The sequence below is a fragment of the Pseudomonas marginalis genome (genome assembly GCF_024169655.1).
GTDB classification, from domain to species: domain Bacteria; phylum Pseudomonadota; class Gammaproteobacteria; order Pseudomonadales; family Pseudomonadaceae; genus Aquipseudomonas; species Aquipseudomonas paraveronii.
Genome location: NZ_JALJWV010000001.1, coordinates 5,895,025 through 5,916,921, shown reverse-complemented (window position 1 = coordinate 5,916,921; position 21,897 = coordinate 5,895,025). Strand labels below are relative to the sequence as shown.

Below are 21,897 nucleotides of genomic sequence, written 5' to 3'. Positions count from 1 at the left end.
TTACTGTGCTTTGACTTCCGCCGTGTCGCTTTCGAACCACTTCTGCGCCAGCGCCTTCAACCGTCCATCGGCCTTCACCCGTTGCAGCGCCTTGTCCAGGCTCGCCTTGAACGCCGGGTTGCCCTTCTGGAACGGAATGGCCAACTCCGGATTGTCGCGATAAGGTTCACTGAAATCGAACCGATCCTGCAACTCGGCAGTCATAGCGATATGGTTGATGGCCACGTCGTACTTGCCGGTTGCCACGCCGGGTAGCATGTCGCTGTCGTCGGTGGTGATGAACGAGGGGCGCACATCCATCTCTTTGGCCAGTTGTTCACCCAGCTCAACTTCAAAACCGCTGAGTTTCTCGCCGTCCTTGAAGTTGAAGGGCGGGGTGTTGGCCTCGAGGGCGATGCGCAGCTCGCCGCGATCAAACACGTCATCGATCAGTTCGGCGTGAGCCATAGGGCTGATCAGGGGAAGCAGCAGTAACAGGCCAGGCGAAAAGCGCATGGTCACTCCTAAAGAATTCGAATGTGCGAGGCGCGGTTCAGCATCGCTTTGTTATGGTGTTGAGTGCCTTGGACAGCAATTTGTCGCTAAGTTGTCATAACCCTACACATTTCATAGATAAGTGGAGAAACGAATGAAAGCCCTTTTGTCTCGTGCAACGATTGCCAGCGTGCTGCTGGGTGCTTCGATGTTGGTGACTGCCGCAGACGGCATCCCGCGCAGCGCGCCACCTGAAGGTGCGAAAGTGTTTATCGTTTCGCCGAAAGACGGCGCCACCGTCGATAAAACCTTCACCGTCAAATTCGGCATGGAAGGCCTGAAGCTGGCTCCGGCCACCGAACAGGCCCCAGGCACCGGCCACCATCACCTGCTGGTCGACCAGAAAGCGTTGCCGGACGCCAGCGTGCCGATCCCGGCCACTGACACCGTGATCCACTACGGCAAGGCCCAGACCGAAACCGAACTGACCCTCACCCCTGGCAAGCACACCTTGCAACTGGTCGCCGGCGACAAGTTGCACATGCAGTTCAACCCGACTGTAGCCTCGAAAGTGATCACGGTTAACGTCAAGTAAGATTTGTTCAGACAAAAAAATGGGAGACCCCTGTGGGTCTCCCATTTTTCGTAGGGCGTTTGAAGCGTTAGAACAACACGCGGCAACGAATCGTGCCGTTGATGTGCTGCAGCTTCTGTTGCGCCAGGTCCGAGTACTCGGCGTCGACGTCGATTACCACGTAGCCGACCTTCTCGTTGGTCTGCAGGAACTGACCGGAGATGTTGATGCCGTTTTCCGCGAAGACCTTGTTGATCTCCATCATCACACCCGGGATGTTCTGGTGGATGTGCAGCAGGCGGTGCTTGCCAGGGTGAGCCGGCAGGGCCACTTCCGGGAAGTTGACCGAGGACACCGACGTACCGTTGTCGCTGTACTTGACCAGCTTTTCCGAGACTTCCAGGCCAATGTTGGCCTGGGCTTCAGCGGTGGAGCCGCCGATGTGCGGGGTCAGGATCACGTTGTCCAGGCCACGCAGCGGGCTTTCGAAGATGTCGTCGTTGGAGCGTGGCTCCACCGGGAACACGTCGATGGCGGCGCCGATCAGGTGTTTGTCCTTGATCGCGTCAGCCAGGGCGTCCAGCTCGACCACGGTGCCGCGTGCGGCGTTGATCAGGATGCCGCCTTTCTTGATCGAGCGGATTTCCTTCTCGCCGATCATCCACTGGGTTTCAGCGGTTTCCGGCACGTGCAGGGTGACGATGTCGGACATGCCCAGCAGCTCGGTCAGGCTCGACACTTGCGTGGCGTTGCCCAGTGGCAGCTTGGTCAGGGTGTCGTAGAAGAACACCTGCATGCCCAGGCTTTCGGCCAGGACCGACAGTTGAGTGCCGATCGAGCCGTAACCGACGATACCCAGCTTCTTGCCGCGGATTTCGAAGGAGTTGGCCGCGCTCTTGATCCAGCCGCCACGGTGGCAGGAGGCGTTTTTCTCCGGAATGCCGCGCAGCAGCAGGATGGCCTCGGCCAGCACCAACTCCGCGACGGAACGGGTGTTGGAGTACGGTGCGTTGAACACCGCGATGCCGCGCTCGCGCGCTGCATTAAGGTCGACCTGGTTGGTGCCGATGCAGAAACAGCCGACCGCCACGAGTTTCTTGGCGTGATCGAAGACCTCTTCGGTCAACTGAGTGCGGGAGCGAATGCCGATGAAGTGCGCGTCGGCGATCTTTTCCTTGAGCTGGGCGTCTGGCAGAGAGCTGGTGATGTACTCAATGCTGGTATACCCGGCGGCCTTCAGAACCTCGACGGCCGATGGGTGGACGCCTTCCAGAAGAAGGAACTTGATCTTGCTCTTATCGAGAGAAGTCTTGCTCATCTGCGTAAACCTGTATCCCGGAGAAAAATGGCAGGGAATCGGATCGCTTAAGCTGACCCGGACGGCAGGAAAGCCGTCACCGCAGAACGCCCTTGGGCTCTGTCCTGCGGGGGCGGTATGCTAGCATATGCGCCCCGCTAAACACCTATTCCTGCGACGTGAAGCGTTCTCAGGATGACCATGAATTGTTCGAGAGTTCTGTCGATGACCCATCCTGCCCTGATTGATGAGCTAAAGACCCTGGTTGAGCCCGGCAAAGTGCTGACCGACGCCGACTCCCTGGAGGCTTACGGCAAGGATTGGACCAAGCACTTCGCGCCGGCCCCGACTGCCATCGTGTTTCCCAAGACGATTGAGCAAGTGCAGGCGATCGTGCGCTGGGCCAATGAGCGCAAGGTCGCGCTGGTGCCGTCCGGTGGGCGTACCGGCCTGTCGGCCGCCGCCGTTGCGGCCAATGGTGAAGTGGTCGTCTCGTTCGACTATATGAACCAGATCCTGGACGTGAACCTCACCGACCGCACCGCCAAGTGCCAGCCGGGCGTGGTCACCAAGCAATTGCAGAACGCCGCCGAAGAGCACGGTTTGTACTACCCGGTGGACTTCGCTTCGTCCGGTTCTAGCCAGATTGGCGGCAATATCGGCACCAATGCCGGCGGGATCAAGGTAATTCGCTACGGCATGACGCGTAACTGGGTCGCCGGCATGAAGGTCGTCACCGGCAAAGGCGACGTGCTGGAACTGAACCGCGACCTGATCAAGAACGCCACCGGCTACGACATGCGCCAGTTGTTCATCGGCGCCGAAGGCACCCTGGGTTTTGTCGTGGAAGCCACCATGCGCCTGGACCGTGCGCCGAAAAACCTCACCGCCATGGTGCTCGGCACCACCGACTTCGACGCGATCATGCCGGTGCTGCACGCGTTCCAGAGCAAGCTGGACCTGACCGCTTTCGAGTTTTTCTCCGACAAGGCCCTGGCCAAAGTCCTCGGCCGTGGTGACGTGCCGGCGCCGTTCGAGACCGAATGCCCGTTCTACGCACTGCTGGAATTCGAAGCCACCACCGAAGAAGTCGCCAACCACGCCCTGGAAACCTTCGAGCACTGCGTCGAGCAGGGCTGGGTGCTGGACGGTGTGATGAGCCAGAGCGAAACCCAGCTGCACAACCTGTGGAAGCTGCGCGAGTACATCTCCGAGACCATTTCCCACTGGACGCCGTACAAGAACGACATTTCGGTGACGGTATCGAAAGTGCCGGCATTCTTGAAGGAAATTGACGCGATCGTCGGCGAACACTACCCCGACTTCGAAATCGTCTGGTTCGGCCATATCGGCGACGGCAACCTGCACCTGAACATCCTCAAGCCGGAAAACCTGAGCAAGGACGAGTTCTTCGCCAAGTGCTCCACCGTGAACAAGTGGGTGTTCGAAACCGTCGCGAAGTACAACGGCTCGATCTCCGCCGAACACGGCGTGGGCATGACCAAGCGCGATTACCTGACCTATAGCCGCTCGCCGGTTGAAATCGAATACATGAAGGCCGTCAAAGCGGTGTTCGACCCGAACGGGATCATGAACCCCGGCAAGATCTTCGCTGTTTAACCGCCCCTGAAGGAGTCGTTCCATGAGCTACCAGCACAAGTATGTCGACGGCACCAACATCCACTTCCCTGTGGGAAAAGTGGTGTGTATCGGGCGTAACTACGCCGAACATGCCAAGGAACTGGATAACCCGGTACCGACCGAACCGTTGCTGTTCATCAAGCCGGGCAGCTGCGTGGTGGCGCTGGAAGGCGGTTTCAGCATTCCGACCGAACGCGGTTCGGTGCATTACGAAGCGGAAATCGCGGTGCTGATTGGCAAACCCCTGTCGACCAAGCCCAGCCGTGAAGAAGTACTCGACGCCATCTCCGGCTTCGCCCCGGCCCTCGACCTGACCCTGCGCGACAAACAGGCCGAGTTGAAAGCCAAGGGCTTGCCGTGGGAAATCGCCAAGTCCTTCGACGGCGCGGCGGTGATCGCGCCGTTCGTGGTCGGCAGCACCTTCCCGGACCTGACCGATATCGGCATTCGCCTGACCATCAACGGCGAAGTGCGCCAGGATGGCAACAGCGCGGTCATGCTCAACCCGATCATCCCGATGATCCAGTACATGGCCGGCTGCTTCTCGCTGCAAGCCGGCGACGTGATCCTCACCGGCACCCCTGCCGGCGTGGGCCCGCTGAATGTCGGTGACGAGCTGGTGCTGGAATTGTCCGGTGTGAACCGTTTCGAAAGCAGCGTCCGCTAACGTCAGCAGAACCCTGTGGCGAGTGAGCTTGCTCCCGCTGGACAGCGTAGCAGTCCGATTTTCAGGGCTGCTTCGCGGCCCAGCGGGAGCAAGCGCCCTCGCCACAGGTTTCGGTTGTTTGCATTTTTTTCACACTCCATCCGGATAATCTTCAGCCTCCAGCGCACGGGCCGGTTATTCCTGCGCTATCACCCAATGCTGACTTCTCGGAAAAACGTGCCCAATGGCCCTCCCCCTGCCTGCCCACACGCCCAAGCCACGCTCTCGTTTTGCTCTGCGCTGGTATTCCTGGTTGTTTCTGGTCGGGGCGATTGTGTATGGCGTTGCCTGGGCCATGCACTGGGACGACCGCGCTGTGTTGTGGGTGGCGGAGCGCTTTGAAAGCCCGGTCGAACGCCAGGAGAGCGTCTGGCTGCCGGACTATCTCGTGGTCATTGATGCCAAGTTGCTGCCCGGCATGGAGAAGGACGAGGCCTCGGACCTGTCCTACAACCCACAGACGAAAACCCTGTTTTCCGTCATGGGCAAAAATGCCTTCCTCGTCGAGTTGAGCCTGCAAGGCGATGTGCTGCGCAAGATGCCCCTTAACGGTTGGAGCAACCCGGAAGGTGTGACGGTGATGGAAAACGGCCTGATGGCCGTGGTCGACGAGCGCCTGCACAGCCTGACCCTCATCAAGATCGATGCCGGCACCACGGCGTTGAACAAGGCCGACTTCCCGAGTTACGACCTGGGCCCGTCCAAAGACCAGAACAAAGCCTTTGAAGCCATCACCTGGGACAAGCGCAATCAGCAGCTCGTGCTCGGCGAAGAACGCCCGGCGGCGCTGTTCACCTGGAAAAGCGACGGCAGCCAGACCCTGGTCGGTGACAAGCAAAAGCTCGCCGATACCAGGCTGGACATGCGCAACCTCTCGGCCCTGGCCATCGACCCGCGTACCGGGCACCTGTTGGCGCTGTCGGCCGACTCCCACCTGCTGCTGGAACTGGATGAAAATGGCGAACAAGTCAGCTTCATGACCTTGCTCGGCGGCTTCAACGGCCTCAAGAACACGATCCCCCGTGCCGAAGGCGTGACCCTGGACGAGAACGGCAACCTGTACATGGTCAGTGAGCCGAACCTGTTCTATCGTTTCGAAAAAACAGCCATAGCAGACCGATAACGTCGGATACGTTGCTATCCGCGGCATACGCCACACACCGGGCGCGTTTAAGTTTAGATTCAGATGGGCGTGATATTTATTCGCCACTTTTGACTTTGAGCCCGCCCGATGCGTCGACTTGCCCGCCCCAAGCCTGCTTTTTTCATACTGGTGCTGATCGCCTTGATCGGCGCGGGCGTTGTCGCGCAACAGTTTCGCCTGTTCGAACGTGCCTGGTTCAACTGGCAGGCGTGGGGCCAGCCTGCCGACGAACGCTCCATTGGCCTGGCGGATTACCGGGTCAGCGTGGAGGGCCGGGTGATCGAAGGGCTGGATGATGACGTTTCCGCGCTGACCTACGACCCGGTGCGTAAAAGCCTGTTTACCGTCACCAACAAAAACGCCGAGCTGGTCGAGCTGTCCCTTGAAGGCAAGATCCTGCGACGGATTCCCCTGGTCGGCTTCGGTGACGCCGAGGCTGTGGAGTTCATCAGCGACAACATCTACGTCATCAGCGATGAACGCCAACAGCGCCTGATCAAGGTGCATGTGGATGACGATACCCAATTCCTCGACGCCGCCGATGCGGAGCAGATGACCCTGGGTGTGCATGTGGGGGGCAACAAGGGGTTTGAAGGCCTTGCCTACGACTCGGTGGGCAAGCGCCTGTTCGTGGCGAAGGAACGCGACCCGATGGTGATCTACGAGGTCCACGGCTTTCCCCATTTCAAACCGGAAAAAACCTACTCGGTCCACGTCATCAACAACCCCAAGCGCGATGCCGGGCTATTCGTGCGCGACCTGTCGAGCCTGCAATACGACGAGCGCAGCGGCCATTTACTGGCGTTGTCGGATGAGTCGTTCCTGGTGTTGGAACTGGATATCGACGGTCGCCCGCTGAGCAGTCTGTCCCTGCTGGGCGGGCGCCATGGCCTGAGCAGGCGTGTGCCTCAGGCCGAGGGAGTTGCCATGGATGACGCGGGCAACTTGTACCTGGTCAGTGAGCCGAACCTGTTCTACGTGTTCAAGAAAGCAGAATCCTGAAAACGCCGCCCCTCCCACATTTGGTTGTGCATCAGGCCTTGAGGGTTTTCACGCCTTCCGGGGTGCCCAGCAGCAACACGTCAGCCGGGCGCGCGGCGAACAGGCCGTTGGTGACCACGCCGACGATGGCGTTGATCCGGGTTTCAAGCTCCACCGGGTTGGTGATCTGCATGTTGTACACGTCGAGGATGATGTTGCCGTTGTCGGTCAGCACACCTTCGCGGTACACCGGGTCGCCGCCCAGTTTCACCAGCTCGCGGGCCACGTGGCTACGGGCCATCGGGATCACTTCCACCGGCAGCGGGAAGGTGCCGAGTACTGGCACCAACTTGCTGGCGTCGGCGATGCAGATAAAGGTCTTGGCCACGGCCGCGACGATCTTCTCGCGGGTCAGGGCGGCGCCACCGCCTTTGATCAGGTTCAGGTGCTCGTCGCTTTCATCGGCGCCGTCGACGTAGAACTCCAGGTCGCTCACGGTATTGAGCTCGTACACCGGAATGCCATGGCCCTTGAGGCGCGCAGCGGTGGCTTCGGAGCTGGCCACGGCGCCGTCGAATGCGCCCTTGTGCTTGGCCAGCGCATCGATGAAGCAGTTGGCGGTGGAGCCGGTGCCGACGCCGACGATGCTCTTGTCATCGAGTTTAGGAAGGATTAAATCGACGGCGGCCTGGGCCACTGCCTGTTTGAGTTGATCCTGGGTCATGCGGGCTCCGGAACGGGCGGGGAGTAGAGAGGGCGCGAGTATAACCCATCAAAACCTTTGGATTCGTGTGGTCGCCCGGCCAAACGCTGAGTTAGACTCGTTGGCCCTGCCCAACCCGCCCAGTGATGCCTGCCGATGCTTGAACAGTACGTCAAAAAGATCCTCACCTCGCGCGTTTACGACGTTGCCGTAGAAACCCCATTGCAGCCCGCCCGCCAGCTCTCCGAGCGGCTGGGCAACAAGGTCTTGCTCAAGCGGGAAGACTTACAGCCGGTGTTCTCGTTCAAGATTCGCGGTGCGTATAACAAGCTGACCCAGTTGACGGCGCAAGAGCGCGCGTGCGGCGTGGTCACCGCTTCGGCGGGCAACCATGCCCAGGGCCTGGCCCTGGCGGCCAAGGTGCTGGGGGTCAAGGCCACTATCGTGATGCCCAAGACCACTCCGGAGATCAAGGTCGAAGGCGTGCGTTCCCGTGGCGGCAAAGTGGTGCTACACGGTGATTCTTTCCCGGAAGCCCTGGCCTATTCGCTGAAACTGGTCGACGAAAAAGGCTACGTCTACATTCACCCCTACGATGATCCGCACACCATTGCCGGGCAGGGCACCGTGGCGATGGAGATCCTGCGCCAGCATCCGGGGCCGCTGGACGCGATTTTCGTGCCGGTCGGCGGCGGCGGGCTGATCGCCGGCATCGCCGCCTATGTGAAGTACTTGCGCCCGGAGATCAAGATCATCGGTGTCGAGCCGGACGACTCCAACTGCCTGCAGGCCGCCATGGCCGCTGGCGAGCGCGTGGTACTACCGACCGTGGGCCTTTTTGCCGATGGCGTGGCGGTCGCGCAGATCGGCCAGTACACCTTCGACATCTGCAAGGACTATGTGGATGAAGTGATTACCGTCAGCACCGATGAAATCTGTGCGGCGATCAAGGACATCTATGACGACACCCGCTCCATCACCGAGCCTGCGGGCGCCTTGGGTGTGGCGGGCATCAAGAAATACGTGGAAACCCGTGGTGTTACCGGGCAAACCCTGGTGGCCATCGACTCGGGCGCCAACGTCAACTTCGACCGTCTGCGCCATGTGGCCGAGCGCGCCGAGCTGGGTGAAGGGCGCGAAGCCATCATCGCCGTGACCATCCCCGAGAAACCGGGCAGCTTCAAGGCGTTCTGCGAGGCTGTGGGCAAGCGTCAGATCACCGAATTCAACTACCGCTACCACTCCGGCCGGGAGGCGCACATTTTCGTTGGCGTGCAGACCCATCCGGAAAACGATCCGCGCAGCGCGTTGATCGCCAGCCTGACCAGCCAGGGTTTCCCGGTGCTCGACCTGACCGAGAACGAACTGGCCAAGTTGCACATCCGCCACATGGTCGGCGGGCACGCGGCGAAGGTCAGCGATGAAGTGGTGTTTCGCTTCGAATTCCCGGAGCGGCCAGGCGCTTTGTTCAACTTTCTTAACAAATTAGGCGGGCGCTGGAACATCTCGATGTTCCACTATCGCAACCACGGCGCAGCCGACGGCCGTGTGGTCGCCGGCCTGCAGGTTCCGGCGGACGAGCGTCACCTGGTGTCGGCAGCCCTTGAAGCCATTGGCTACCCATACTGGGATGAAAGCGATAACCCGGCTTACAAACTGTTCCTCGGTTGAGCGACTACGCTGATTGGGCGACCTTTAAGGAAGACGACACATGGAAACCCTGACCACCCTCAAAGTTATCCACATGGCGGCCACTGTATTGTTGCTGCTCAGTGGCCTCGGCCTGGCGCTGCTGGCCTGGCGCAAACGCAGCGCCGGCCCGGCGATCACCGTGCAGCGCCCGTGGGTGTTCGTGTGGTTGTTGATGGGGATCTGCCTGATCAGCATGCCGTTTACCGGCTGGTGGCTGGTGCATCTGGTCGGCTGGCCGCTGGGGCAAGCCTGGATCCTGGGTTCCAGCCTGCTCTACACCGTTGCGGCGCTGTGCTGGTTCTGGCTGGTGGCGCGGCTCAATCGCCTGCGCAAGGGCGAGGGCGGTAGCCTGAATTTCACCTTGGCATTGGCGGTGGTCAGCCTGGTGGGGTTTGTGGCGATTGCGGGGTTGATGGGGGCCAAGCCGGTTTAAGGCGTTACACCGAGTTGTCTGCATCGGGGGCAAGCCCCCTCCCACATTGGTGGGAGGGGGCTTGCCCCCGATAGGGCCATCAGCCACGCAGCGTAATCACCGGCCAGCCGCGTTTTTCAGCCTCAGCCCGCAGATTCGGATCCGGATCTACCGCGATCGCATGCGTCACCTGCTCCAACAGCGACAAGTCATTCATCGAATCGCTATAGAAGTAGCTGTCTTCCAGGCTATGCCCGGTTTCTTCCAGCCAGCGGTTCAGGCGCGTTACCTTGCCCTCGCGAAAGCACGGTACATCCGTACTGCGCCCGGTGTAGCGGCCGTTTTCCATCTCGCATTCGGTGGCAATCAGGGCGTCCACGCCCAGACGTGCGGCAATTGGCGCGGTGACGAAACGGTTGGTCGCGGTGATGATCACCAGCTTGTCGCCGGCGGCGCGGTGCTTGGCCAGCAGTTCCGCGGCCTGCGGCAGCATGATCGGCTCGATGCAGTCGCGCATATAGTCGTTGTGCCACGCGTCCAGTTGGGCCATCTCGGTGCGGCCGAGGATTTCCAGGCAAAAATTCAGGTAGGCCGCGTTATCCAGCCGGCCGGCCAGGTAGTCTTGGTAGAACTCGTCGTTGCGAGCCTTGTAGGCCACCGGGTCGAGAATCCCGCGTTCACAGAGGTAATCACCCCAGGCGTGATCGCTGTCACCCCCAAGAAGCGTGTTGTCCAAGTCGAATAAAGCCAGGCGCATTACAGTTACCCGCTGAAAAGTCTGTAAAAAGGCGTCCAGAATACGGTCTTTTCACAAGAGTGCACATAAGCTAAGAAGCCTCGTTGCCGCTGGAACAACCTTTGTGGAACAATGCGACGACATGCGTTTGCGAGGTTGTTGCCGTGATCGACCCCGATGGTTTCCGTCCTAATGTCGGGATTATTCTTACGAATGATTCTGGACAGGTCCTATGGGCTCGCCGAATCAACCAAGACGCCTGGCAGTTTCCTCAAGGTGGCATCAACCCTGACGAAACCCCTGAAGACGCCTTGTACCGCGAGTTGAACGAAGAAGTCGGACTTGAGCGCGAAGATGTACAAATTCTGGCCTGTACCCGTGGCTGGTTGCGTTATCGTTTGCCGCAACGCCTGGTGCGTACCCACAGCCAACCGCTGTGTATCGGCCAGAAGCAGAAATGGTTTCTCCTGCGCCTGATCTCCAACGAGCAGCGGGTGCGGATGGATTTGACCGGTAAACCGGAGTTCGATGGCTGGCGCTGGGTCAGTTATTGGTATCCGTTGGGCCAGGTGGTGACATTCAAGCGCGAAGTTTATCGTCGCGCTCTCAAAGAGCTTGCCCCGCGCCTTTTAACGCGCGACTGACGACGGAGTTCGACCCCGAGCCATGCTCAATACGCTGCGCAAGATCGTCCAGGAAGTTAACTCCGCCAAGGATCTCAAGGCGGCGTTGGGGATTATTGTGTTGCGCGTCAAGGAAGCCATGGGCAGCCAGGTCTGCTCGGTTTACCTGCTGGACCCCGAGACCAACCGTTTTGTGCTGATGGCGACCGAGGGCTTGAACAAGCGCTCCATCGGCAAGGTCAGCATGGCGCCCAATGAAGGTCTGGTGGGCTTGGTAGGGACGCGTGAAGAACCCCTGAACCTTGAGCACGCGGCTGATCACCCGCGTTATCGCTACTTTGCCGAAACCGGCGAAGAGCGCTACGCCTCGTTCCTCGGCGCACCGATCATTCACCACCGCCGCGTTGTCGGCGTGTTGGTCATCCAACAGAAAGAGCGGCGCCAGTTCGACGAAGGTGAAGAAGCCTTCCTCGTGACCATGAGCGCGCAGTTGGCCGGGGTTATCGCCCACGCTGAAGCCACCGGCTCGATTCGCGGCCTGGGGCGCCAGGGCAAAGGCATCCAGGAGGCCAAGTTCGTCGGCGTACCGGGTTCGCCGGGTGCTGCCGTCGGTACGGCCGTGGTCATGTTGCCGCCGGCCGACCTCGATGTGGTGCCGGACAAGACGGTCAGCGACATCGACGCCGAAATCAAACTGTTCAAGACTGCCCTGGAAGGCGTGCGCGCCGACATGCGCAACCTGTCGAACAAGCTCGCCACCCAACTGCGCCCCGAAGAGCGAGCGCTGTTCGAGGTGTACCAGATGATGCTGGATGACGCGTCGCTGGGTAACGAAGTCAAGACCGTGATCAAGACCGGCCAGTGGGCCCAGGGCGCGCTGCGCCAGGTGGTTTCCGATCACGTCAACCGTTTCGAATTGATGGACGACGCCTACCTGCGTGAGCGGGCCTCGGATGTGCGCGACCTTGGTCGCCGTCTGCTCGCCTACTTGCAGGAAGACCGCTCCACCAACCTGGTCTACCCCGACAACACCATCCTGATCAGTGAAGAACTGACCGCCACCATGCTCGGCGAAGTGCCGGAAGGCAAACTGGTGGGCCTGATCTCGGTGCTCGGTTCGGGCAACTCCCACGTCGCGATCCTGGCCCGGGCCATGGGTATTCCGACGGTGATGGGCCTGGTGGACCTGCCGTACTCCAAGGTCGACGGCATCGCCATGATCGTCGACGGCAACCGTGGTGAGGTGTTCACCAACCCCAGTGAAATTCTGCGCAAGCAATACGCCGAGGTGGTGGAAGAAGAACGCCAGCTGTCCCAGGGCCTCGACGCCCTGCGCGAACTGCCCTGCGTGACCCTCGACGGGCATCGCGTGCCACTGCTGGTCAACACCGGCCTGCTCGCCGATGTGGCCCGCGCGCAACAACGCGGCGCCGAAGGGGTCGGGCTGTACCGCACCGAAGTGCCGTTCATGATCAACCAGCGTTTTCCGAGTGAGAAGGAGCAACTGGCGATTTATCGCGAGCAACTGTCCGCCTTCCACCCGTTGCCGGTGACAATGCGCAGCCTGGACATTGGCGGCGATAAGTCACTGTCGTATTTCCCGATCAAGGAAGACAACCCCTTCCTCGGCTGGCGTGGCATTCGCGTGACCCTCGACCACCCGGAAATTTTCCTCGTACAAACCCGCGCCATGCTCAAGGCCAGCGAAGGCCTGAACAACCTGCGCATCCTGCTGCCGATGATCTCCGGCACCCATGAGCTGGAAGAAGCCCTGCACCTGATCCACCGCGCCTGGGGCGAAGTGCGCGACGAAGGTGCCGACGTTCCGATGCCGCCGATCGGCGTGATGATCGAAATCCCGGCGGCGGTGTACCAGGCCAAGGAACTGGCGCGGCAGGTGGACTTCCTGTCGGTGGGCTCCAACGACCTGACCCAATACCTGCTGGCCGTGGACCGCAACAACCCACGGGTGGCCGACCTCTACGACTACCTGCACCCGGCGGTGCTGCAAGCGCTGCAACATGTGGTGCGCGACGCCCATGCCGAAGGCAAGCCGGTGAGCATCTGCGGTGAAATGGCCGGCGACCCGGCGGCGGCGGTGCTGCTGATGGCGATGGGCTTTGACAGCTTGTCGATGAACGCCACCAACTTGCCGAAGGTGAAGTGGCTGCTGCGCCAGGTCAACCTGAGCATGGCCAAGGAACTGCTGGCCGAGCTGATGACCATCGACAACCCGCAAGTTATCCACAGCTCGCTGCAACTGGCGCTGAAGAACCTGGGGTTGACGCGGATGATCAATCCGGCCTCTGCCAAAACCCTCTAAAGCCTGGCGCTGATCAAAAATGTGGGAGGGGCGGTGCGACGATTCGACTTGCCCCCGATTACGGAGTGTCAGTCAGCACACGAGCTTGCTCGCGAAAAACCTGAGGGTACTGCGTGCATTCAGGGGGGGCGCGTCATCGTTGGCGTTTTTCGCGAGCAAGCTCGCTCCTACAGGTTGAGTTCGACTTCGCCGAGCCGCCCACCATGCGGCCCAAAACTGCGCTCCACCATCCGCCGCGTCCCATCGGCATTCACAATCAGCGCCGTACTCGCCCGCGTGCCATAACTGGGGCTGGCGATAAATACGCTTGATAGCAAACTCTCGGTCGCCAAGCCCACGCCGGTATCCGGCAACTCGGCAAACGGCGCCGTCTGCGGGTCGCTCAAAATCTCCAGTAACGCCTCCGGCTGCGGGTTCTCCAGCACCGCGCTCAACGCCGTCTTGGCCTTCACCAGCTTCGGCCACGGCGTATCCAGCCCAGCATTGGACAGGCCATACACCCCGGCGGGCAGTTGCGTAGGCATGCTGTCGCGGGCGTTGTAGTGCCACAGCTGCTCCCGCGTGCCCACCAACAGGTTGAACCCGGCATATTCAAGCGAACGGCCGTTGATCTCCGCCAAATACTGCTCAAGCGGCAGCGAACCGCTGAGAAAACGCGCCACCAGTTCCCCGCGCGACTTGCGTGCCGGCGGCTGGTGCGGGTCGCGGATATTGGTCAGGGCGGCAAACCGCCCATCGGCATTCACCCCCAGCCAGGTGCCGCCCGCTTCCTGATCGCGGCCGGCATAGACGGCAGGCGCATCCGGCCACTGGGCCAGCGGCAGGCTGGGGCGGGCGTAGAACTCATCACGGTTGGCCGCGACGATCAGCGGTTGGGCATGGCCCGGCCGCCAGGCGAAAACTATCAAGCACATAAGGCGATCCCCTTTTGTGTGTTTGGCCACTCTACCGACACTGGCGCGGGCGTTCCATCGTATCCAGTTGGGTCGCATGCCTTCCATCCGTTAACATGCCGGACTTGGTTTGGGGGCTCCCATGGAATTTCTGCTGTATTTGCTGCTGGGCGCCTGTGCTGGCGTGCTCGCCGGGCTGTTTGGCGTGGGTGGCGGGATCATTATCGTGCCGGTGCTGGTGTTCAGCTTCACCTTGCAGGGTTTCGACCCGCAGGTGCTGACCCATCTGGCCGTGGGTACGTCCCTGGCGACGATTATCTTTACCTCGATCAATGCCGTGCGTGAGCACCACCGACTAGGCGCGGTGCGCTGGCCGATCTTTGTGTGGATGACCGTGGGCATCCTGATCGGCGCCGGCTTTGGCGCGCTGACCGCCGAGGCGATTTCCGGCCCCCACTTGCAGAAGATCATCGGCGTGTTCGCGCTGATCATCTCTGTGCAACTGGCGCTGGAGGTCAAGCCCAAGGCCAGTCGAACGGTGCCGGGCAAGCTTGGTTTGACCGTGGCCGGCACGGTGATCGGTTGGGCCTCGGCGATTTTCGGGATAGGCGGCGGTTCGCTGACCGTACCGTTTTTGACCTGGCGCAGCGTGCCGATGCAGCAAGCGGTGGCCACCTCGTCGGCCTGCGGGCTGCCGATTGCGCTGGCCAGTGCATTAAGTTTCATGATTCTGGGCTGGCATGACCCGCTGCTGCCCGCTCATAGTCTAGGGTTCGTGTATTTGCCGGCGCTGCTGGGCATTGCCCTGACCAGCATGGTGTTTGCCCGCTTCGGCGCACGCCTGGCGCACCGCTTGTCGCCGCGTTTGCTGAAACGGCTGTTTGCCGCGCTGCTGTTTTGCGTGGGTTTGAATTTCTTGCTGTAACGAAGGCTTAATCGCGCCCGGGCAAGGTCCGGTCGCCATAACGAATGATTTAACGAGGAGTCGCAATGCTGCCTTACCCGCAGATCGACCCGGTGGCCCTGGCCATCGGTCCGCTGAAAATCCACTGGTACGGGTTGATGTACCTGATCGGCATCGGCGGTGCCTGGTTTATGGCGTCCCGGCGCCTGAACCGTTTCGACCCGACCTGGACCAAGGAAAAGCTCTCCGACCTGATTTTCTGGTTGTCGATGGGGGTCATCGTCGGTGGGCGCCTGGGGTATGTGCTGTTTTACGACCTGTCGGCCTACATCGCCAACCCGACGCTGATCTTCGAGGTGTGGAAGGGCGGCATGGCGTTCCACGGTGGCTTTGTCGGCGTAATGATTGCCGCCTGGTGGTTTGGCCGCCGCAACGGCAAGTCATTCTTCCAACTGATGGATTTCGTTGCGCCGTTCGTGCCGATCGGCCTCGGCGCCGGGCGTATCGGTAATTTCATCAACGCCGAACTGTGGGGCAAGCCGACCGACGTGCCGTGGGCGATGGTGTTCCCGCCGTTCAGCGACCCGGCGCAATTGCCGCGCCATCCGTCGCAGCTCTACCAGTTCGCCCTGGAAGGTGTGGCACTGTTCCTCATTCTGTACCTCTTCTCGCGCAAACCGCGGCCGACCATGGCGGTGTCGGGTATGTTCGCGTTGTTCTACGGGATCTTCCGTTTTGTCGTCGAGTTCGTGCGCGTACCGGATGCGCAACTGGGCTACCTGGCGTTCGGTTGGGTGACCATGGGCCAGATCCTCAGCCTGCCGATGATCGTCGCCGGCCTGGGCCTGCTGTGGTGGGCGTACAACCGTCCGCAACCGTTGAAGAACACCGCGCTTTAAATTCGAATGCCGAGGCCTGCAAGGTCTCGGCTGCAACGATACGGGTAATGACATGAAGCAATATCTCGAACTACTGAACGACGTCGTGACCAATGGCCTGACCAAGGGCGATCGCACCGGCACCGGCACCAAGGCCGTGTTTGCCCGTCAGTATCGGCATAACTTGGCCGACGGCTTCCCGCTGCTGACCACCAAGAAGCTTCACTTCAAAAGCATCGCCAACGAATTGATCTGGATGTTGAGCGGCAACACCAACATCAAGTGGCTGAACGAGAACGGCGTGCGCATCTGGGACGAGTGGGCCACCGAAGACGGTGATCTGGGCCCGGTGTACGGCGAGCAGTGGACTGCCTGGCCGACCAAGGACGGCGGTAAGATCAATCAGATCGACTATATGGTCCAGACGCTGAAGACCAACCCCAACAGCCGCCGCATCCTGTTCCACGGCTGGAACGTCGAGTACCTGCCGGACGAGACCAAGAGCCCCCAGGAAAATGCGCGCAACGGCAAGCAGGCCCTGCCGCCGTGCCACCTGCTGTACCAGGCGTTCGTGCATGACGGTCATCTGTCGATGCAGTTGTATATCCGCAGCTCCGACGTGTTCCTCGGCCTGCCATACAACACCGCCGCGCTGGCGTTGCTGACCCATATGCTGGCCCAACAGTGTGACCTGATCCCCCACGAGATCATCGTCACCACCGGCGACACCCACGCCTACAGCAACCACATGGAACAGATCCAGACCCAGTTGGCGCGCACGCCGAAAAAACTGCCGGAATTGCTGATCAAGCGTAAGCCCGCGTCGATCTATGACTACAAGTTCGAAGATTTCGAGATCGTGGGCTACGACGCCGACCCAAGCATCAAGGCCGACGTCGCCATCTAAACTCGGTCTCGGTCCCAATGTGTGGGCTTGTGTGGGAGGGGGCTGAATCAATGGCCATGGCTTCTGCCCACATGCGAAGGCTCAGCCTCGCTGGCGGCAACACTGCCGCTGACCTCCAGCCGCTGCAATATCCCGCACTGATCCAGCTCCGGCCCGCTGCCACAGCGCTGGCGCAGGTCGATCAACTGTTCCTGCAAGGCCAACAGCCCGTCGATCCGCGCTTTGACATGGTGGATATGCTCATCGATCAACGCGTTGACGTTTTCGCATTGGTCCTGCGGGCTGTCGCGCAGGTCGAGCAGGCTGCGGATTTCTTCCAGGGTCATGTCCAGGCTGCGGCAGTTGCGGATAAACACCAGCCGCTCGGTGTGCGCCTGGGTGTACACGCGGTAGTTGGCCTCGGTGCGTGCCGGTGGCGGCAGCAGGCCTTCCTTCTCGTAATAACGGATGGTTTCCACCGGGCAGTCGGTCAATTTGGCCAATTCGCCGATCTTCATTGCAGCAATCTCCAAAAGGGTGCTTGACCCTATAGTGGCTACAGGGTCTTTACTTGGCAACAGGCACCTTTACGGACGCAACCCGATGAGCGACTCCCATCACACCCCGCACACGCATGACCACGATCATGCGCCGAAAAAACTGACGCCGGTGCATGACCACGGCCACGCCGGTGCCTGCTGCTCCGGCACGCCAGCCCCGGCGTTGGTGCAACTGAGCGCCGCGCCCAGCGCCGATTCGCGCCTGAGCACCTTCCGCATCGAAGCCATGGACTGCCCCACCGAGCAGACGCTGATCCAGAACAAACTGGGCAAGCTCGCCGGTGTGCAGCAACTGGAATTCAACCTGATCAACCGCATCCTCGGCGTCACCCATGACCTGCCGAGCACTGCGCCGATCATCGACGCCATCAAGTCCCTGGGCATGCAGGCCGATCCGATCGAAGAGGGCACCCCGGCCGCCGAGCCGCCGGCCAAGAAACACTGGTGGCCGCTTGCGTTGTCCGGCGTCGGCGCCCTGGCGGCTGAAGTGATCCACTTCACCAACGCGGCCCCGACCTGGGTGATTGCCCTGGTGGCGCTGGTTTCGATCCTCAGCGGCGGCCTGACCACTTATAAAAAGGGCTGGATCGCCCTGAAAAACCTCAACCTGAACATCAATGCGCTGATGAGCATCGCCGTGACCGGCGCGATCCTGATTGGCCAATGGCCGGAAGCGGCGATGGTGATGTTCCTGTTCACCGTGGCCGAATTGATCGAAGCCAAGTCCCTCGACCGTGCGCGCAATGCCATCAGCGGCTTGATGCAGATGACCCCGGAACAGGCCACGGTGCAGCAGGCCGACGGAAGTTGGATCGAACGAGAAGTGAAAAGTGTCGAATTGGGCGCCATCGTGCGGGTTCGTCCCGGCGAGCGCATCGGCCTGGACGGCGAAGTCACCGCTGGTCAGTCGACCATCGACCAAGCGCCGATCACCGGTGAAAGCCTGCCGATCGAAAAAACCGTGGGCGATAAAGTCTTCGCCGGCACCATCAACCAGGCCGGCTCCCTGGAATACACAGTCACGGCGGCCGCCAACAATTCCACCCTGGCGCGGATCATTCACGCCGTGGAACAGGCCCAGGGCGCACGCGCGCCGACCCAGCGCTTTGTCGACCGCTTCGCGAAGATCTACACCCCGGCGGTGTTCCTGTTTGCCCTGGGCGTGGCGGTGATCCCGCCGCTGTTCATGGCCGGTGTGTGGTTCGACTGGATCTACCGCGCCCTGGTGCTGCTGGTAGTGGCATGCCCCTGCGCCTTGGTGATTTCCACCCCGGTGACCATCGTCAGCGGCCTGGCGGCGGCGGCGCGCAAAGGCATCCTGATCAAGGGCGGCGTGTACCTGGAGGGCGGTTACAAACTCGACTACCTGGCCCTCGACAAGACCGGCACCATCACCCACGGCAAGCCGGTGCAAACCGATTACCTGGCGCTGTTCCCGAATATCGAAGAGCACGCACCGGCCCTGGCCGCCGCCCTCGCCGGGCGTTCCGACCACCCGGTATCGCTGGCCATCGCCAACGCGGCGGTGGATAAAAACCTGGCGCGCCACGCTGTGGATAATTTCACCGCCCTGACCGGTCGCGGTGTGCGCGGTGATATCAACGGCGCAACCTACCACCTGGGTAACCACCGCTTGGTGGAAGAACTCGGCCTGTGCTCGCCCGAGCTCGAAGACAAACTCTTCGCCCTGGAGAAACAAGGCAAATCCGTGGTGCTGCTGCTCGACAAGTCCGGCCCGCTGGCGCTGTTCGCCGTGGCCGACACGGTCAAGGACAGCAGCCGCGAAGCCATCCAGCAGTTGCACGAGCTGGGCATCAAAACCCTGATGCTCACCGGCGACAACACCCACACCGCCCAGGCGATTGCGGCTCAGGTCGGTATCGACCAGGCCCAGGGCGACCTGTTGCCCACCGACAAACTGCAAGCCATTGAAGCGCTCTACGGCCAAGGCCGGCGCGTGGGCATGGTCGGCGACGGCATCAACGACGCCCCGGCGTTGGCCCGCGCCGAGATCGGTTTTGCCATGGCCGCCGCAGGCACCGACACCGCCATCGAGACCGCCGACGTGGCCTTGATGGACGATGATTTGCGCAAGATTCCGGCTTTCATTCGGTTGTCGCGGCAAACCTCGAGTATCCTCAAGCAGAACATCGCCCTGGCGCTGGTGATCAAGGCGATCTTCCTCGCGGTCACCTTCCTGGGCATGGCCACCATGTGGATGGCGGTGTTCGCCGACATGGGCGTGAGCCTGCTGGTGGTGTTCAATGGCCTGCGCCTGCTGCGCAAATAGATGATGTGAGGGTGGTGTGCTGAGTGCCGAGTTGAAGGCGTTTTTTATGGTCGCCCGCCTGGGCAGCATCACCCAGGCGGCGAAAAAACTCGGCCTGAGCCAGCCCACCGTCACCACGCAGATTCGCAACCTGGAAAGCCAGTACGGCGTCGAGTTGTTCTATCGCGGTGGCCGCCGCTTGACGGTCAGTGACGAAGGCGCGCGCCTGCTGCCGATGGTCAAGACGCTGTTACAGCAGGAAGCGGACATTGAGTTTTTCCTGCGTAACAGTGGTCAGGTCCAGGGCACATTGCGGATTGCCGCGACGGCGCCGTATTACATCCTCGACCTGGTCAAAGCCTTCCGCGAGCGCCTGCCCCAGGTGGAGGTGTCGGTGGAAATCGGCAACTCCCAACAGGTGCTCGAAGCCCTGGATGATTACCGCGTCGACGTCGCGGCGTCCTCGCAGTTGCTGGAAGACCCACGCCTGATTCGCCGTGTGCTGGGCACCGATCCGCTGGTGCTGGCGGTGCATCGCAACCACCCGCTGGCGACGCTCGATCATGTGCCGTTGACCGCGCTTGCCGGGCATACGCTGTTGATGCGTGAAGCCGGCTCCACCACACGACGCCTGACCGAACAGATGCTGCAGGGCGCCGGCGTGAGTTACGGGCCGCTGCTGGAAATCGGCAGCCGCGAGTCGATTCGTGAAGCGGTGCTGCGCAATATCGGCATCAGCATCATTGCGCGTCAGGAAGTGCCCCATGATCCGCAGTTGCGGGTGCTGAGCATCGAGAATGCGCCGCAGATTGCTGAGTACCTCTACTGCCTCAAGGAAAGAAAAGGCGCGCGCCTGCCGGCTGCTTTTCTTGGGTTGGCGCAGGAAATGTCGCCGATCTGAAATCTGGTGGTGACCTTGAGGGCCAATCGGGGGCAAGCCCCCTCCCACACTTGACCGAGTTCCAACATGAGAATGCGGTCAAAATGTGGGAGGGGGCTTGCCCCCGATAGCGCCAGACCTGGCACCCCACTACCCAAATCCACCAATACCACTATCGCCACGTTTTGCCTTTCTGCCACACCAGGGACGCATTGCCTGCCTAGCATGGCCCTCATTCGTTTGATGAGGTGCCTTCATGAACACAGCCCTGACCCAACCCGGCGCGCCAATGAAGGTGCGCGGTATCCAGAAACGTTTCGGCGCCTTTACCGCGCTGGACAACGTGTCCCTGGACGTCGCCGCCGGCGAGCTGGTGTGCCTGCTGGGCCCGTCCGGTTGCGGCAAGACCACGCTGCTGCGTTGCATCGCCGGCCTGGAGCGCCAGGACAGCGGTGAGCTTTACCTGGGCGAACGGGATGTTTCCCTGCTGCCGCCCCAGGCGCGGGACTACGGCATTTTGTTCCAGTCCTACGCGCTGTTCCCCAATCTCACCGTCGAAGCGAATATCGGCTACGGCCTCACCGGCAGCGGTCGCGATGAAGTGCGCAAGCGCGTCGGCCAGATGCTTGAACTGGTCGGCTTGCTCGGCAGCGAAAAGAAATACCCCGGCCAACTCTCCGGCGGCCAGCAACAACGGGTCGCGCTGGCCCGCGCCCTGGCGCCGGCACCCTCGCTGTTGCTGCTCGATGAGCCGATGTCGGCCCTCGACGCCCGCGTCCGTGAGCACCTGTGTACCGAACTGCGCCAACTGCAGCGGCGCCTGGGCATCACCACGCTGATGGTCACCCACAATCAGGACGAAGCCATGTTGATGGCCGACCGCATTGCCGTGATGAACAACGGCAAGGTCGAGCAATACGCCACGCCCCAAGAGATTTACGACCGCCCGGCCACGCCGTTCGTGGCGGAGTTTGTCGGCCAGGGCAACTGGCTGCCGTTCAGCCGCAGCAGCGCGAGCCACGCCCAGGTCGGCGGGATGCACATGCGCCTGGCCGAGGATGCCGGCGCGGCCACCTCCGGGCGCTTGTTCTGCCGCCCGGAAGCGATCAGCGTCAACCCGCCGGTGCATGAAGAGAACCTGTTTGCGGCCAAGGTCCGCGAGATCACCTTTCTCGGCAACCGTTGCCGCATGAGCTTTGAACTGGCGCAACTGCCCGGTCATCCGCTGCTGGCCGAACTGGCCCCGGAAGCCATGCCGCGCCTGGGCGCCCAGGACATCTGGGTCGCGTTGCCGCCGCGCAGCCTGCAGGTGTTTGCCTGA

General features: G+C 61.4%; 21 protein-coding genes. 15 read left to right on the top strand and 6 right to left on the bottom strand.

Annotated elements, in window-relative coordinates; translation table 11 throughout:
* A complete protein-coding gene (locus J2Y83_RS27405; protein WP_253400000.1) occupies window positions 1–495 on the bottom strand; it encodes a transporter substrate-binding domain-containing protein in 495 nt (164 codons plus the stop codon).
* Window positions 496–628: 133 nt separating this feature from the next.
* Between J2Y83_RS27405 and J2Y83_RS27400 the strand changes: the two genes are divergently transcribed.
* Entirely contained in the window at window positions 629–1,069 is a 441-nt protein-coding gene (locus J2Y83_RS27400) for a DUF4399 domain-containing protein (protein WP_247396887.1), read from the top strand.
* Window positions 1,070–1,136: 67 nt separating this feature from the next.
* On the opposite strand, the gene serA is transcribed toward J2Y83_RS27400, so the two are convergent.
* Window positions 1,137–2,366 (bottom strand): phosphoglycerate dehydrogenase, encoded by a 1,230-nt coding sequence (gene serA, locus J2Y83_RS27395; RefSeq protein WP_247396884.1) that lies wholly within the window; start codon window positions 2,364–2,366, stop codon window positions 1,137–1,139.
* Window positions 2,367–2,570: 204 nt separating this feature from the next.
* Between serA and J2Y83_RS27390 the strand changes: the two genes are divergently transcribed.
* The 4 genes from J2Y83_RS27390 to J2Y83_RS27375 all read left to right on the top strand — a co-directional run bounded on the left by J2Y83_RS27390 (window position 2,571) and on the right by J2Y83_RS27375 (window position 6,838).
* Window positions 2,571–3,965 carry an FAD-binding oxidoreductase gene (locus J2Y83_RS27390; protein WP_253399999.1) on the top strand — a complete coding sequence of 465 codons (1,395 nt, stop codon included), beginning with the start codon at window positions 2,571–2,573 and terminating at the stop codon, window positions 3,963–3,965.
* A gap of 22 nt (window positions 3,966–3,987) precedes the next feature.
* On the top strand, window positions 3,988–4,653 hold the full coding sequence (locus J2Y83_RS27385; RefSeq protein ID WP_253399998.1) for a fumarylacetoacetate hydrolase family protein: 666 nt from the start codon (window positions 3,988–3,990) through the stop codon (window positions 4,651–4,653).
* Between the two features lie 223 nt (window positions 4,654–4,876).
* Entirely contained in the window at window positions 4,877–5,815 is a 939-nt protein-coding gene (locus J2Y83_RS27380) for an SdiA-regulated domain-containing protein (RefSeq protein ID WP_253399997.1), read from the top strand.
* A 108-nt stretch (window positions 5,816–5,923) separates the two neighbouring features.
* Entirely contained in the window at window positions 5,924–6,838 is a 915-nt protein-coding gene (locus tag J2Y83_RS27375; protein WP_253399995.1) for an SdiA-regulated domain-containing protein, read from the top strand.
* A 31-nt stretch (window positions 6,839–6,869) separates the two neighbouring features.
* On the opposite strand, the gene rpiA is transcribed toward J2Y83_RS27375, so the two are convergent.
* Window positions 6,870–7,541, bottom strand: a complete 672-nt coding sequence (gene rpiA, locus J2Y83_RS27370; RefSeq protein WP_253399994.1) for a ribose-5-phosphate isomerase RpiA — start codon at window positions 7,539–7,541, stop codon at window positions 6,870–6,872.
* 135 nt (window positions 7,542–7,676) lie between these two features.
* Here rpiA and ilvA point away from each other — a divergent pair, with 135 nt between their 5' ends.
* Together ilvA and J2Y83_RS27360 are read left to right on the top strand one after the other, a co-directional pair.
* Window positions 7,677–9,191 (top strand): threonine ammonia-lyase, biosynthetic, encoded by a 1,515-nt coding sequence (gene ilvA, locus J2Y83_RS27365; RefSeq protein ID WP_253399993.1) that lies wholly within the window; start codon window positions 7,677–7,679, stop codon window positions 9,189–9,191.
* A gap of 40 nt (window positions 9,192–9,231) precedes the next feature.
* Window positions 9,232–9,645, top strand: a complete 414-nt coding sequence (locus J2Y83_RS27360) for a DUF2269 family protein (protein ID WP_253399992.1) — start codon at window positions 9,232–9,234, stop codon at window positions 9,643–9,645.
* Between the two features lie 79 nt (window positions 9,646–9,724).
* On the opposite strand, the gene J2Y83_RS27355 is transcribed toward J2Y83_RS27360, so the two are convergent.
* Window positions 9,725–10,381, bottom strand: coding sequence for an HAD family hydrolase (locus J2Y83_RS27355; RefSeq protein WP_253399991.1), 657 nt, complete (start codon window positions 10,379–10,381; stop codon window positions 9,725–9,727).
* Window positions 10,382–10,524: 143 nt separating this feature from the next.
* On the opposite strand from J2Y83_RS27355, the gene J2Y83_RS27350 reads away from it, so the two are divergent.
* On the top strand, window positions 10,525–11,004 hold the full coding sequence (locus J2Y83_RS27350; RefSeq protein ID WP_026139795.1) for an RNA pyrophosphohydrolase: 480 nt from the start codon (window positions 10,525–10,527) through the stop codon (window positions 11,002–11,004).
* Between the two features lie 22 nt (window positions 11,005–11,026).
* Window positions 11,027–13,306 (top strand): phosphoenolpyruvate--protein phosphotransferase, encoded by a 2,280-nt coding sequence (ptsP, locus tag J2Y83_RS27345; RefSeq protein ID WP_247396870.1) that lies wholly within the window; start codon window positions 11,027–11,029, stop codon window positions 13,304–13,306.
* A gap of 167 nt (window positions 13,307–13,473) precedes the next feature.
* Here ptsP and J2Y83_RS27340 read toward each other — a convergent pair whose 3' ends face one another.
* The gene (locus J2Y83_RS27340; RefSeq protein WP_253399990.1) at window positions 13,474–14,220 is read right to left on the bottom strand and encodes an NRDE family protein; all 747 of its coding nucleotides are present in this window, start codon (window positions 14,218–14,220) and stop codon (window positions 13,474–13,476) included.
* Window positions 14,221–14,341: 121 nt separating this feature from the next.
* Between J2Y83_RS27340 and J2Y83_RS27335 the strand changes: the two genes are divergently transcribed.
* From J2Y83_RS27335 to J2Y83_RS27325, 3 genes are all read left to right on the top strand, one after another.
* The gene (locus tag J2Y83_RS27335; RefSeq protein WP_253399989.1) at window positions 14,342–15,124 is read left to right on the top strand and encodes a sulfite exporter TauE/SafE family protein; all 783 of its coding nucleotides are present in this window, start codon (window positions 14,342–14,344) and stop codon (window positions 15,122–15,124) included.
* Between the two features lie 65 nt (window positions 15,125–15,189).
* Complete coding sequence (gene lgt / locus J2Y83_RS27330; protein WP_253399987.1) at window positions 15,190–16,002, top strand: prolipoprotein diacylglyceryl transferase; 813 nt, start codon at window positions 15,190–15,192, stop codon at window positions 16,000–16,002.
* A gap of 52 nt (window positions 16,003–16,054) precedes the next feature.
* The gene (locus J2Y83_RS27325; RefSeq protein WP_253399984.1) at window positions 16,055–16,888 is read left to right on the top strand and encodes a thymidylate synthase; all 834 of its coding nucleotides are present in this window, start codon (window positions 16,055–16,057) and stop codon (window positions 16,886–16,888) included.
* Window positions 16,889–16,935: 47 nt separating this feature from the next.
* Here the strand turns inward: J2Y83_RS27325 and cadR are convergent, their stop codons facing one another.
* Window positions 16,936–17,385: a Cd(II)/Pb(II)-responsive transcriptional regulator gene (gene cadR, locus J2Y83_RS27320; RefSeq protein ID WP_247396859.1), complete on the bottom strand. Its 450-nt coding sequence runs from the start codon at window positions 17,383–17,385 to the stop codon at window positions 16,936–16,938.
* A gap of 85 nt (window positions 17,386–17,470) precedes the next feature.
* On the opposite strand from cadR, the gene J2Y83_RS27315 reads away from it, so the two are divergent.
* The 3 genes from J2Y83_RS27315 to J2Y83_RS27305 all read left to right on the top strand — a co-directional run bounded on the left by J2Y83_RS27315 (window position 17,471) and on the right by J2Y83_RS27305 (window position 21,897).
* Complete coding sequence (locus tag J2Y83_RS27315) at window positions 17,471–19,717, top strand: heavy metal translocating P-type ATPase (protein WP_253399982.1); 2,247 nt, start codon at window positions 17,471–17,473, stop codon at window positions 19,715–19,717.
* 16 nt (window positions 19,718–19,733) lie between these two features.
* Window positions 19,734–20,597, top strand: a complete 864-nt coding sequence (locus tag J2Y83_RS27310) for a LysR family transcriptional regulator (RefSeq protein WP_253399980.1) — start codon at window positions 19,734–19,736, stop codon at window positions 20,595–20,597.
* Between the two features lie 235 nt (window positions 20,598–20,832).
* Window positions 20,833–21,897 (top strand): putative 2-aminoethylphosphonate ABC transporter ATP-binding protein, encoded by a 1,065-nt coding sequence (locus J2Y83_RS27305; protein WP_253399979.1) that lies wholly within the window; start codon window positions 20,833–20,835, stop codon window positions 21,895–21,897.